Raw genomic sequence first — 12,141 nt, forward strand, 5'->3', positions numbered from 1 at the left:
GGTGGAGACTTGCCTACGTGACGGACGAGTGGCGCGGTTGGCGGGAGGCGGCTCAGGCCGCTCTGTACGGGGATGAGGGCTTTTATCGCAGCCCGGTACGGAACCCGGAGGGGCCCGCGGGCCACTTCCGTACCTCGGTGCACGCCTCCCCCCTCTTCGCGACTGCGGTGGCCCGGCTGTTGACCGGAATCGCACGGGAGCTGGACACCGGGACAGTCGCGCTGGTCGACGTGGGAGCGGGGCGCGGTGAGCTGTTGACCGGAGTGCTGGACGCACTGGACGCGCGGCCGGACGGGCCGGACGTGACCCCGTACGCCGTCGAGGTCGCCGCCCGGCCACCGGGGCTGGATCCCCGGATCGAGTGGTGCGGCGAGCCGCCGGCCGGGGTCGCCGGGCTGCTGTTCGCCAACGAGTGGCTGGACAACGTTCCGGTGGAGGTCGCGGAGGCGGACGCGGAGGGTGTTCCCCGGTACGTCGAGGTGCGGACCTCGGACGGTGCGGAGCGCCCGGGCGCTGAGGTGGCCGGGGCGGACGCCGCGTGGCTGGAGCGCTGGTGGCCGCTGTCCGCGCCGGGCGAGCGTGCGGAGATCGGCCGCCCCCGGGACGCGGCCTGGGCCGGGGCGGTGGGTTCCCTGACCGCCGGTCTCGCAGTGGCCGTGGACTACGCGCACGGGCGGGGAACCCGCCCGCCCTTCGGGACGCTGACCGGCTTCCGGGGCGGGCGCGAGGTGCGCCCGGTGCCGGACGGCTCCCGCGACCTGACCGCGCATGTGGCGCTGGACGCCTGCGCGGCGGCGGTCGCGGAGGCGAGGGCGGACGTGCGCACCGAGCTGACCGACCAGCGGGCGGCGCTGCGCCGACTCGGCGTCGACGGCGACCGGCCGCCGCTGAGCCTGGCCACCACCGATCCGGCGGGGTACGTCACCGCGCTGGCGGCGGCGGGCGAGGCGGCGGAGCTGACCGCGCGCGGCGGCCTCGGCGACTTCGGCTGGCTGCTGCACCGGGTGGGGCTGCCGGAACCCGGGTGACCGCCCTCGTACCGCTGCCGCAGGGAATACTGTCCCGCATGACGGAGACGACGATCGGCATCGGCGGAGCGGCGGAGAGCACCGACATGGTGCTCAACATCGGTCCCCAGCACCCCTCGACGCACGGGGTCCTCCGGCTGCGGATCGTGCTGGACGGCGAGCGCGTCCAGCACGCGGAGCCGGTCATCGGCTATATGCACCGGGGCGCGGAGAAGCTCTTCGAGGCCCGCGACTACCGGCAGATCGTCATGCTCGCCAACCGTCACGACTGGCTGTCCGCGTTCTCGAACGAGCTGGGCGTCGTGATGGCCGTCGAGCGGATGCTCGGCATGGAGGTCCCCGAGCGGGCCGTGTGGACGCGGACGCTGCTCGCCGAGCTGAACCGGATCCTCAACCACCTGATGTTCCTCGGCTCCTACCCCCTCGAACTCGGCGGCATCACCCCGGTCTTCCACGCCTTCCGGGAGCGCGAGGAGCTCCAGGCGGTGATGGAGGAGGTCTCCGGCGGGCGGATGCACTACATGTTCAACCGGGTCGGGGGCCTGAAGGAGGACATCCCGGCGGGCTGGACCGGCCGGGTCCGGGACGCCGTCGCCTCCGTCCGCTCCCGCATGGACGTGTACGAGAACCTCGTCCTCGGCAACGAGATCTTCCGGGGCCGCACGCGCGACGTGGGCGTGCTGTCCGCCGGGGCGGTGCACGCGTACGGGGTGTCGGGGCCGATCGCCCGCGCCTCGGGCGTCGACTTCGATCTGCGGCGCGACGAGCCGTATCTGGCGTACGGGGAGCTGCGGGACACCCTGAAGGTCGTCACCCGGACCGAGGGCGACTGCCTGGCCCGCTTCGAGTGCCTGCTGGAGCAGACGCTCAACTCCCTGGACCTGGCGGACGCCTGCCTGGACCGGATGGCGGGCCTGGCGCCGGGGCCGATCAACCAGCGCCTGCCCAAGGTGCTCAAGGCCCCCGAGGGCCACACCTACGCCTGGACGGAGAACCCGCTCGGCGTCAACGGCTACTACCTGGTGTCCAAGGGCGAGAAGACGCCCTACCGGCTGAAGCTGCGCTCCGCCTCGTTCAACAACATCCAGGCGCTCACCGAGCTGCTGCCGGGCACCCTGGTCGCCGACATGGTGGCGATCCTGGGCTCGCTGTTCTTCGTCGTCGGCGACATCGACAAGTAGCGGGCGGGGCGGGGCGGTCCCGCGTCAGGAGACCGCGCCGCGCAGCTGTGCCACATCGATCTGCTCGGTCTCGTCGTGCGCGGTGAGGTCGATGACCTTGCCGACGGCCCGGTTGTCCGCGACGCCCGTGCGGTGGGCGGCGAGCGCCTCCTCGCCCACGACGTCCGCGAGGTCCTCGTTCTGCACGGCCTCGATCGCGGCCTTCGTCTTCTGGGCGTTCTGGGTGCCGAAGAAGTCGAAGTTCCCCTGGGGGACCAGCTGGCGGCGGGCGGCGTACGGGACGACGGCCGAGGCGGCCGCGATCGCTCGCGGCACCCGCACCGGCGCGATGGAGGCCGGGGTGGTGTTCTGCGCGTTCGTGTCCGGGGCGGTGTTCTCCGCCGTGTCCTGCGCGTTCGCGGCCGGGGCGGGCGGGGTGGTCGAGGGGCGGCCCTGCTGGTGGTCCCGGTGCTCGCCCGCCCCGGTGGCCGCCGCCTGCTTCCCCTTCGGGCTCTCCGCCTCCGCATCCCGGTGCCGGTCGGCGACGGCGAGCTGGCGCTGCCGGACCGCCTCCACCGTGCGGCGGGTCTCCTGGAGCGCCGCGTTCCGCGTGAGGTTCATCAGGGCCTCGTCCGCGCGCCGGTACGACTCGGGGGTCGGCGTGGACCGCGCGGGCAGCAGCTCCTTGGGGGCCGCGGCCTCGATGGCGAGCTGCCTGCGGCCCTCCAGCGCGCTGGCCCGCTCGGTCTCGGCGTTGGCGTACCGGCGCAGCAGCCCGGCGTGCTCACCGCGCAGCCCCGCGAGCTCGACCCGCTTGCGGCGGAGCTTGGTCTCCAGACGGGTGCGCAGCTCGCGCGACTCCTCCAGATCCTGCTCCAGCTCGGCTATCCGCTCCTCGGCCCGCCATTCGTCACTGGCCCGGGCCCGGGTCAGCTCGGCGACCCGCAGCCCTGCGGCCCGGTCCCAGCTGCGCATCAGATACGCACCGGTGACGGCGGCGGCCGCCACGGCGGCCACCAGGCCGCGCAGGACCAGGGGTTCGGCCAGCAGCCAGGCGCCGGCGGCGCCCACGACCGACACGCCCGCCACCACGGAGGGCGGCAGGATTCTGTGGAGAGGCGGCGAATGGCGGTGGCGTCCACGTGGCATGGCCTGAAATTTACCGTGTGTGCGGGCCACTTGGGGAGCCGCCCGGGAATCTGTTCCCCGCCGGTTACCTCGCGGCTCCCCCGAAGCCCTCTCCACGGCCCTTTGCCTATTGACCGAGCGCTACTTCTTGATCAGATTCTTCGACTCCAGATACTCCTTGGCGACATCCGCCGGCTTGGCGCGCTCGGCGTCGACCTTCCGGTTCAGCTCGGCGAGGTCTTCCGTGGTGAGCGCGGCGGTGATCTTGCCGAGGGCGTCGGCGATCTCCGGGTCGCCCGCGTCCTTGGTGTTCAGGACCGGAAGGACGTTGTCCGCGTTCTGGAGCTTCTTGTCGTCCTCCAGGAACACCAGACCGTCCAGCACCGCGTCCGTGGTGGTCGTCAGAACCAGCTCGACCTTGCCGTCCCGGACGGCCTGCTTGGACACCGGCGTGCCGACGCCCTTGGGGTCGATCCCGGTGACGTCGATGCCGTACGTCTTCTTCAGACCGGGTGCGCAGAACGGCCGCACCTCGCACTCGTCGCCCGCCGCGATCTTCACCTTCAGCTTCGACTTCCCGAGATCGGAAAGCGTCTTGAGGCTGTTCTTGTCGGCGAATTCCTTCGACACCGCGAAGGCGTTCTGGTCCACGGCCTTTCCGGGCGGGAGGACCGTGAGACCCAGCGGGGTGGCGAGCTCCTTCAGCGCGGCGACCGTGGCGTCCACGTCTCCGGAGGCCACCGGCTTCTCCTGAGCCTTGTCCGCCCCGTTGACCTTGGCGTTGAGGAACTCGGCGAGCGTGGCCGCGTACTCCGGTACGACGTCGATCTCGCCCTTCTCCACCGAGGGCTCGTACAGCTCACGGTTCTTCACCGTGGTGACCGAGGTGCTGTATCCGGCGTCGCCGAGGATCTGGGCGTACAGCTCGGCGAGCACCTTGGACTCGGTGAAGGAGGCCGACCCGACGACCAGGGTCCCCTTCTTGCCGTCGCCGCCGGCCGAGGAGCCGGAGCCGCTCTTCTCCTGCTCCAGGCTGTCGCCACCGCAGGCCGCGAGCGACCCGGCCAGCGCCACCATGCCGATGACCGCTCCGGCTATCCGCGAGGTCCTGCTCATGTGTTGTTCTCCGTCCGAACAGAAGAAAAGTGACCAGAAGAAAGGTGATCGAGAACGAGGCGCCGGGCGTTCACGCGGGCCTGCGGCGGCGCAGCGGGGACAGCAGCCGGTCGAGGCCCACCAGCACGCCCTCCACCACCAGGGCGAGTCCGGCGACCAGGACCGCGCCCGCGAAGACCTGGGCCGTGTCGTAGGTGTTGAACCCGGCGGTGATGATCCGGCCCAGACCGCCGAGGCCGACCATCGCGGCGATCGACGCGGTGGCCACGACCTGGACGGCGGCGGACCGCAGCCCGGTCATGATCATCGGGTAGGCGAGCGGCAGCTCGACCCGGACGAAGAGCTGAGCGCCCGACATCCCCATGCCGCGCGCGGCCTCCACCACGGCCCGGTCCACCTCGCGCATGCCGACATAGGCGTTGGTCAGCAGCGGTGGCACCGCGAACAGGACCAGCGCGATGATCGTGGGCCAGTACCCCGAGTTGCGCAGGGACGTGACCATGAACAGGGCCAGCACCGCGAAGACCGGGACGGCCCGCCCCACGTTGGAGAGGTTCACCGCGAGCGCACCGCCCTTGCCGATGTGCCCCAGATACAGGGCGATCGGCACGGCTATCGCGCAGGCCACCGCGAGGGAGACCCCGCTCACGTACAGATGCTCACCGAGCCGGTGCGCGGCTCCGCCGTCGCCCGACCAGTTGGCCCCGGTGGTGAGCCAGGTCCAGGCGTCGCCGATGACTCCCACGGGTCAGCCCACCTCCACGGTCGCCGGGGCGGACGGCCCCGCGTCGGTCTTCGCCGGGGCGGCCTCGAGGGCCCCGGATATCCGGGTCCAGGGCGTCAGCAGCCGCTGGAGGCCGAGCAGCAGCAGGTCAGCCACCACGGCGAGCAGCACGCACAGGACCGATGCGGCGAGCACCTGGGCCTTGAAGAAGCTGGGCAGGGCGTCCTCGATGAGATTGCCGAGGCCCCCCTTGCCGACGAGCGAGCCGACCGTGGTCAGCGCGACCGTCGACACGGTGGCTATCCGCAGCCCCGCCATCACCGCGGGCAACGCCAGCGGGAGCTCCACCTCCCACAGCAGCCGGGCCGGCCCGTACCCCATGCCGCGGGCGGCGTCCCTGGCCTCCTGCGGCACCGCCGCGAGCCCGGCCAGGATGTTGCGTACGAGGATGGTCAGCGAATAGAGCACCAGACCCGTCACCACGAGCGCGGCCGACAGCCCGAACAGGGGCAGCAGCAGCGAGAACATCGCCAGCGAGGGCACGGTGTAGAGCACGGTTGTCAGCCCGAGCACCGGTCCGGCGAAGCGCGGGCCCCGGCGGGCGAGCAGCGCCAGCGGAAAGGCCACGGCGAGCCCGATCAGCACCGAGACCACCGTGATCCCGATGTGCTGCACGGTCGCGTCGGTCAACTCCTGGCTGCGGGAACGCAGATACTCCCCGCAGATCCAGTCGTTCGTCACCAGGCAACTCTGCTCGGCCATCCGCCCCCCACCTCCTGCTTTCCCTCGTCTGCCCGGATCTCCCCGGATCGAACTGATGACTGATGAGCCTATCCTCGACCACTGACAATCGCGGAGGGCTGTCGCATTCCGGCAACATGTCCTTCACGAAACGCCCGCCACAATGGGGAACCATGATCCGTTTCGAGCACGTCACCAAGCGGTACGCCGATGGCACCACCGCCGTCGACGACCTTTCCTTCGAGGTCGCCGAGGGTGAACTGGTCACGCTCGTCGGACCTTCCGGATGCGGCAAGACGACCACCATGAAGATGGTGAACCGGCTGATCGAACCGACCGAGGGCGGGATATTCCTCGACGGGGACGACATATCCACCATCGACCCCGTCCAACTGCGCCGCCGCATCGGCTATGTGATCCAGCAGGTGGGCCTCTTCCCGCACAAGACGGTGCTGGAGAACACCGCGACCGTTCCCCATCTGCTGGGCTGGAAGCGCGGAAAGGGACGCGAACGCGCCGCCGAACTCCTCGACCTCGTCGGACTCGACCCGTCCGTTTATGGTGACCGCTATCCGGAACAGCTTTCCGGCGGCCAGCGCCAACGCGTCGGTGTGGCCCGCGCATTGGCCGCCGATCCGCCCGTTCTCCTGATGGACGAGCCTTTCGGGGCGGTCGACCCGGTCGTCCGCGAACACCTCCAGAACGAATTCCTGAAACTCCAGGCCCAGGTCCGCAAGACCGTGCTGTTCGTCACGCACGACATCGAGGAGGCCGTCCGCCTCGGCGACCGCATCGCCGTCTACGGACAGGGCCGCATCGAGCAGTTCGACTCCCCGGCCACCGTGCTCGGAGCGCCCGCGACCCCGTACGTGGCCGACTTCGTCGGCGCGGACCGCGGGCTGAAGCGGCTCTCCGTGACGCCCATCGAGGAGAGCGACCTCGACCAGCCGCCGGTCGTCCACCTCGACGACCCGCTGGCCACGGCCACCGAACGGCTCAGGTCCGAGGGCGCGCGCTGGGCGGTCGTCCTGGACGGCCGGGACAACCTCCACGGCTGGATCCCCGCCGACGCGACCGCCGACGCCACGGTCAAGGGCACCGTCCGCGAGCACGCCCGCCGCATGGAGGCCTGGCTGCCGCTCGGCGCGCCCCTCAAGCAGGCGTTCGCCACCATGCTCCAGCACGACGCGGGCTGGATCGCGGTCATCGACAAGGAGAGCGAGGGCCGCTTCCTCGGCGTGCTGACCCCCGCCCGGCTGCACGAGGCCCTGCGCCGCTCGATCGACGCCGACGCCCAGGACGTACCGCGCGCGGAGGTCGCGGTGGAGACGGTGGCGACCGCGTAGGACGGACCGAACCGGACCGCCCGGACCGGACGACCGCCCGAGCCGGATCGCCAGGACCGGACCGGATAGCCAGGACCGGACCGCCCGGACCGGACCGGACCGCCCGGGCAGTCCGGTTCGCCCGGGCCGTCCGGTTCGCGGGGTCCGGTTCGGCTTCGGCTCGGCTCCGGCCCGGTTCAGTCCTCGCCGAGCCGGGCGCTCAGCCACTGCAGGGCCGGCGGGATCTCCCGCCGCCAGGTCGTGAAGTTGTGCCCGCCGCTGTCGAGCACGATGGAGGACACCTTCGCGGGCGCCTTCACCTTCTCGATGAACTTCATCGTGCTCCCGAGGTTGTCCTCGCCCTGCCGGGACGTCGTCACCAGGAACGAACCGCCGGACGGCGGCCGGTTCTCCAGGGTCCACAGCAGGTCGGCACGGTCGCGCAGCTCCTGCTTCCCGTGGAACAGATCGCCCGTCGTCGGGTCCTCGGCGGCCTTGTAGTAGGCGGAGAGCCCGGCGCTCGCCGCGTACCGGTCCGGGTGGTGCAGCCCGATCTTCAACGCGCAGTAGCCGCCGGTGGAGTTGCCGATGATGCCCCAGTCGCGGGCCTCCTTCCCGGCCCGGTAGGACGCCGTGACCGCCTCCGGGAGGTCCTTCGCGAAGAACGTCTCGGTCTGCGGGCCGCCGGGGATGTCCACGCACTCGGTGTCCCGGGGCGGCGCGACCGTCGGCCGCAGCATCACCAGGATCATCGGCCGGGCCTTCCCCGCCTTCACCAGGTCATGCGCGGTCTGCGGGTAGCGCAGACCCTTCAGCAGGTTCTCCGCCGTGCCCGGGTAGCCGGTGAGGACCACGGCCGCCGGGAACGTCCGCCCGGCGTACGCCGCCCGGAAGTACTCCGGCGGCAGATAGACGTACGCCGGGGACTCGATGCCCGACGTGCGCCCCGAGACCACCACCTTGTCGATCCGCCCGCCGACGGAGGGCACCCGGCCGCCCGGCACGTCCGGGTGCTGGGTGCCGACGCGCGCCAGGTGCCGGGAGCCGGCCTCGCCCGCCTCCCCGTCCGCGTGGTCGGTGACGACGCCCAGCTCCTGTTGCCGCCCGAAGAGATCGGCCCAGGAGCCGTAGAAGAGGAAGGCGTTGTTGGCCGCCAGACCCACCGCGGCGAACAGCGTCAGCTGGGTCGCCAGCAGCAGTCCGATCCGGCCCGACACCGCGGCCGCACCGGGCCGGGCCAGCCGCGGCCAGAACCGGACCGTGGCGGCGAACAGCGCGACGGCCAGCGCGGCCACGACCGCCAGAACTGCGGTGCTGGTGAGACCCATGAGCGTGCTTTCTCCGTGATTCCTTGGCGGGGGAGGCCGGGCGCGGGATGCGGGAAATTTCCGGAATGTGGGTGAACCCGCGCTCCCCGGCCCACGTCCTAGAGGGCGCCCATCGTCCGCGGGCCCCGGCCGGCGGACGGACCCAAGAGAACCTCTCGCGAGCCACGGGAAACGATGGATGTCTGTCACGCTAGATGGGGATAAGTCAGTATCGGTTCCGGACCGGACGCGCCGTACGCACGCGATGCACGGCGTACGCCGGCTGCTGCGCGGGCCCCGGCCCGAATCCGTGCCGTCCCTCGTCGGTACCGCCTGCACCGTCGTCGGGCTGATCGACGTCGCCGCCGGCGTCTTCCCCCGCTTCCGGCACAGCCGGATGCACACCCTCGCCGAGGTGCTCCCCGGGGCGCTCGGGCCGTTCGCCGCCGCGCTCTCGCTCAGCGCGGGCATACTGCTGCTCCTGCTCGCCCACGGGCTGAAGCGGCACAAGCGGCGGGCCTGGCGGGCGGCGGTGGTCCTGCTCCCCGTGGGGGCCGTGGCGCAGTTCGCGTACCGCCACTCGATCGTCGGCGTGCTCGTCTCGCTGACGCTCTGCTGGCTGCTGGTCCGCCACCGCGACCAGTTCCGGGCGCTGCCCGACCCGCGCAGCCGCTGGCGCGCGCTCGCCAACTTCGTGCTGCTCGGGGCCGGTTCGCTGGGGCTCGGGCTGATCATCGTCAGCGTCCACCCCGGCCGGGTCGTCGGCGACCCGTCCATCGCCGACCGCCTCCAGCACGTGCTGTACGGCCTGTTCGGCGTCGAGGGCCCCGTGGACTACGCGGGCAGGACCAGCTGGACGGTGGCCTACTCGCTGGGCGCGCTCGGCCTGTTGACCGCCGTCACCACCATCTACCTCGCCTTCCGCCCCGAACACCCGGCGGCCCGCCTCACCGAGGACGACGAGAGCCGGCTGCGGGAACTGCTGGAGCGGCACGGCGGGCGGGACTCGCTCGGCCACTTCGCGCTCCGCCGCGACAAGGGCGTCGTCTTCTCCCCCAGCGGCAAGGCCGCCGTCTGCTACCGGGTCGTCTCCGGGGTGATGCTGGCCGGCGGCGACCCCATCGGCGACGTGGAGGCCTGGCCGGGCGCGATCGAGCGCTTCATGGACGAGGCGCAGGCGCACTCCTGGACCCCAGCCGTGATGGGCTGCAGCGAGACCGGCGGCCAGGTCTGGACCCGCGAGACCGGGCTCACCGCCCTGGAGCTGGGCGACGAGGCGGTGGTCGACGTGGCGGATTTCTCCCTCGCCGGACGGGCCATGCGGAACGTGCGGCAGATGGTCAAGCGCATCGAACGCGGCGGCTACGAGACCCGGGTCCGGCGGGCGCGTGACATCGGCGACGCCGAACTGGACCGGATCCGCCGCGCCGCCGCCGACTGGCGCGGCACCGACACCGAACGCGGCTTCTCCATGGCGCTCGGCCGGATCGGCGACCCGGCCGACGGCGACTGCGTGATCGCCACCGCCCACCTGCCCGGCTCCGGTACGGAGGACTCCCCTCACGGCGACCTGAAGGCCGTACTCCACTTCGTACCGTGGGGGCGCGACGGAATGTCCCTGGAGCTGATGCGCCGCGACCGCTCGGCCGACCCCGGCATGAACGAGCTCCTGATCGTCGCCTCCCTCCAGGCCGCCGGACGGCTCGGCGTCGCCCGGGTCTCGCTGAACTTCGCGATGTTCCGCTCGGCGCTGGCCCGCGGCGAGCGGCTCGGCGCGGGGCCGGTGCTGCGCTGCTGGCGCGGGCTGCTGATCTTCCTCTCGCGCTGGTTCCAGATCGAGTCGCTGTACAAGTTCAACGCCAAGTTCAAGCCCCGCTGGGAGCCCCGCTTCGTGGTCTTCCGCACCAGCCGGGACCTGCCCCGGATCGGGATCGCGGCGATGCGCGCGGAGGGCTTCGTGAACCTCTCGCCGCCCCGCCCGTTCCGGCCCCGCACACCCCGCCCGTGCGGTCACGCCGCGCGTACGCGCCCGGAGCACGAGGCGAGCACGGCGTGAGCCGTCGTACGGCGGTCACGGGAGATCCGACACGCCCTAGTCTGGTCGTATGAGTACGTCACGCACGCGGGGCACGGTCCGAGGGCTGCCGGAGTGGGACCGCTGTGCGGTCATGGGGGTCGTCAACGTGACGCCCGACTCCTTCTCCGACGGCGGCCGCTGGTTCGACACCACGGCCGCGGTCAAACACGGTCTGCATCTGGTCTCCGAGGGCGCGGACCTGGTCGACGTGGGCGGCGAGTCGACCCGCCCGGGCGCCAGCCGGGTGGACGAGGACGAGGAGCTGCGCCGGGTGATCCCGGTCGTACGGGGACTGGCCTCCGAGGGTGTCACCGTCTCCGTGGACACCATGCGCGCCCGCGTCGCCGAGCAGGCCGTCGCCGCCGGGGCCGCCCTGGTCAACGACGTCAGCGGCGGCCTCGCCGACCCGGACATGATCCCGGCCGTCGCCGCCGCCGAGGTCCCGTTCGTCGTGATGCACTGGCGCGGCTTCAGCGAGTCGATGAACAGCCGCGCCGTGTACGAGGACGTCGTCGCCGAGGTCCTCGACGAGCTGCGGCGGCGGATGGACGCGGTGATCGCGGGCGGGGTCGCCCCGGAACGCCTCGTCATCGACCCCGGCCTCGGCTTCGCAAAGGACGCCGCCCACGACCTGACGCTCGTCGCGCACCTGGCCGAGCTGCACGCCCTGGGCCGCCCGCTGCTGGTGGCCGCCTCCCGCAAACGTTTCCTCGGCCACGTCCTGGCCGGACCGGGCAGCTCCCCGCCGCCCGCCCGCGAACGCGACGCGGCCACCGCCGCCGTCTCCGCGCTCTCGGCGCAGGCCGGCGCCTGGGCGGTCCGGGTCCACGAGGTGCGGGCCACCGCCGACGCCGTCCGCGTCGCCCGCGCGGTCGAGGGAGCCGCGTGAACGAGGAACACGCACAGGCCGCCGCCGACATCGCGGAGGTCGAGGCGGCGAACACCGCCTTCTACGAGGCGCTGGAACGCGGCGACCACGAGGAGCTCTCCGACCGCTGGCTGCCCGGCGAGGACCTCACCGTCTCCTGCGTCCACCCCGGCTGGCCGGTGCTCACGGGCCGGGGCGAGGTGCTGCGCAGCTACGCCCTGATCATGGCGAACACCGAATACATCCAGTTCTTCCTGACCGACGTCAACATCGCGATGACCGGCGACACCGCCCTGGTCACCTGCACCGAGAACATCCTCAGCGGCGGACCGGCCGAGGAGGGCAACGCGCTGGGCCCGCTGGTGGGCCAGCTGGTCGTCGCGACGAACGTGTTCCGGCGCACCGCCGACGGCTGGAAGCTCTGGTCCCACCACGGGTCGCCGGTCCTCACGGAGTCCGACGAGGACGACGACGAGGAATCCCCCTCCTGAAGAATCCCCCTCGTGAGGAATCCCGCCGCCCGAGGAATCCCCTTCCCGAGGGGGAAACACCCTCCCGAGTGGGTACGGGACCGATAGGGATTCGAACCGATCACCAAGGGGTAGGGGCGGCTACCAGCCCGGTGAGGCGCTGTCCATGGCCCCCACGGGCGAGCACTGTCGGTGCT

General features: G+C 72.0%; 11 protein-coding genes. 6 read left to right on the plus strand and 5 right to left on the minus strand.

Annotated features, from left to right (window positions below; genetic code table 11):
• Positions 1-17: 17 nt before the first annotated feature.
• Both IE140_RS33185 and IE140_RS33190 read left to right on the plus strand, forming a co-directional pair.
• Positions 18-1,028 carry an SAM-dependent methyltransferase gene (locus IE140_RS33185; protein WP_150196295.1) on the plus strand — a complete coding sequence of 337 codons (1,011 nt, stop codon included), beginning with the start codon at positions 18-20 and terminating at the stop codon, positions 1,026-1,028.
• Between the two features lie 38 nt (positions 1,029-1,066).
• Positions 1,067-2,209 (plus strand): NADH-quinone oxidoreductase subunit D, encoded by a 1,143-nt coding sequence (locus tag IE140_RS33190; RefSeq protein ID WP_093445389.1) that lies wholly within the window; start codon positions 1,067-1,069, stop codon positions 2,207-2,209.
• Between the two features lie 24 nt (positions 2,210-2,233).
• Here IE140_RS33190 and IE140_RS33195 read toward each other — a convergent pair whose 3' ends face one another.
• From IE140_RS33195 to IE140_RS33210, 4 genes are all read right to left on the minus strand, one after another.
• On the minus strand, positions 2,234-3,337 hold the full coding sequence (locus tag IE140_RS33195; RefSeq protein ID WP_167533521.1) for a hypothetical protein: 1,104 nt from the start codon (positions 3,335-3,337) through the stop codon (positions 2,234-2,236).
• Between the two features lie 120 nt (positions 3,338-3,457).
• Positions 3,458-4,432: an ABC transporter substrate-binding protein gene (locus IE140_RS33200; RefSeq protein ID WP_109179090.1), complete on the minus strand. Its 975-nt coding sequence runs from the start codon at positions 4,430-4,432 to the stop codon at positions 3,458-3,460.
• A gap of 70 nt (positions 4,433-4,502) precedes the next feature.
• Positions 4,503-5,177 carry an ABC transporter permease gene (locus tag IE140_RS33205; RefSeq protein ID WP_150196296.1) on the minus strand — a complete coding sequence of 225 codons (675 nt, stop codon included), beginning with the start codon at positions 5,175-5,177 and terminating at the stop codon, positions 4,503-4,505.
• A 3-nt stretch (positions 5,178-5,180) separates the two neighbouring features.
• Positions 5,181-5,918, minus strand: coding sequence for an ABC transporter permease (locus tag IE140_RS33210; RefSeq protein ID WP_100564769.1), 738 nt, complete (start codon positions 5,916-5,918; stop codon positions 5,181-5,183).
• Between the two features lie 152 nt (positions 5,919-6,070).
• Between IE140_RS33210 and IE140_RS33215 the strand changes: the two genes are divergently transcribed.
• Positions 6,071-7,243 (plus strand): betaine/proline/choline family ABC transporter ATP-binding protein, encoded by a 1,173-nt coding sequence (locus IE140_RS33215; protein ID WP_093445359.1) that lies wholly within the window; start codon positions 6,071-6,073, stop codon positions 7,241-7,243.
• Positions 7,244-7,419: 176 nt separating this feature from the next.
• Here IE140_RS33215 and IE140_RS33220 read toward each other — a convergent pair whose 3' ends face one another.
• Positions 7,420-8,550 carry an alpha/beta hydrolase gene (locus IE140_RS33220; protein ID WP_150196297.1) on the minus strand — a complete coding sequence of 377 codons (1,131 nt, stop codon included), beginning with the start codon at positions 8,548-8,550 and terminating at the stop codon, positions 7,420-7,422.
• A gap of 244 nt (positions 8,551-8,794) precedes the next feature.
• Here IE140_RS33220 and IE140_RS33225 point away from each other — a divergent pair, with 244 nt between their 5' ends.
• Genes IE140_RS33225 through IE140_RS33235 form a run of 3 tightly spaced genes read left to right on the plus strand, consistent with a single transcriptional unit; the run spans position 8,795 to position 11,965 of the window.
• Complete coding sequence (locus IE140_RS33225) at positions 8,795-10,585, plus strand: phosphatidylglycerol lysyltransferase domain-containing protein (RefSeq protein WP_150196298.1); 1,791 nt, start codon at positions 8,795-8,797, stop codon at positions 10,583-10,585.
• Positions 10,586-10,634: 49 nt separating this feature from the next.
• On the plus strand, positions 10,635-11,495 hold the full coding sequence (gene folP / locus IE140_RS33230) for a dihydropteroate synthase (protein WP_435799480.1): 861 nt from the start codon (positions 10,635-10,637) through the stop codon (positions 11,493-11,495).
• Complete coding sequence (locus IE140_RS33235; RefSeq protein WP_032766455.1) at positions 11,492-11,965, plus strand: nuclear transport factor 2 family protein; 474 nt, start codon at positions 11,492-11,494, stop codon at positions 11,963-11,965. Before folP ends, IE140_RS33235 begins: the two co-directional genes overlap by 4 nt.
• The last annotated feature ends 176 nt before the right edge of the window (positions 11,966-12,141 follow it).

The organism is Streptomyces parvus (assembly GCF_014648875.1).
GTDB lineage: Bacteria > Actinomycetota > Actinomycetes > Streptomycetales > Streptomycetaceae > Streptomyces > Streptomyces parvus.

Excerpts from the sequence above, each read along its gene's own strand:
- IE140_RS33190 (WP_093445389.1), top strand. The coding sequence starts at position 1,067 with ATGACGGAGACGACGATCGGCATCGGCGGAGCGGCGGAGAGCACCGAC.
- folP (WP_435799480.1), top strand. The coding sequence starts at position 10,635 with ATGAGTACGTCACGCACGCGGGGCACGGTCCGAGGGCTGCCGGAGTGG.
- IE140_RS33210 (WP_100564769.1), bottom strand. The coding sequence starts at position 5,918 with ATGGCCGAGCAGAGTTGCCTGGTGACGAACGACTGGATCTGCGGGGAG.
- IE140_RS33195 (WP_167533521.1), bottom strand. The coding sequence starts at position 3,337 with ATGCCACGTGGACGCCACCGCCATTCGCCGCCTCTCCACAGAATCCTG.
- IE140_RS33220 (WP_150196297.1), bottom strand. The coding sequence starts at position 8,550 with ATGGGTCTCACCAGCACCGCAGTTCTGGCGGTCGTGGCCGCGCTGGCC.
- IE140_RS33215 (WP_093445359.1), top strand. The coding sequence starts at position 6,071 with ATGATCCGTTTCGAGCACGTCACCAAGCGGTACGCCGATGGCACCACC.
- IE140_RS33225 (WP_150196298.1), top strand. The coding sequence starts at position 8,795 with ATGCACGGCGTACGCCGGCTGCTGCGCGGGCCCCGGCCCGAATCCGTG.
- IE140_RS33200 (WP_109179090.1), bottom strand. The coding sequence starts at position 4,432 with ATGAGCAGGACCTCGCGGATAGCCGGAGCGGTCATCGGCATGGTGGCG.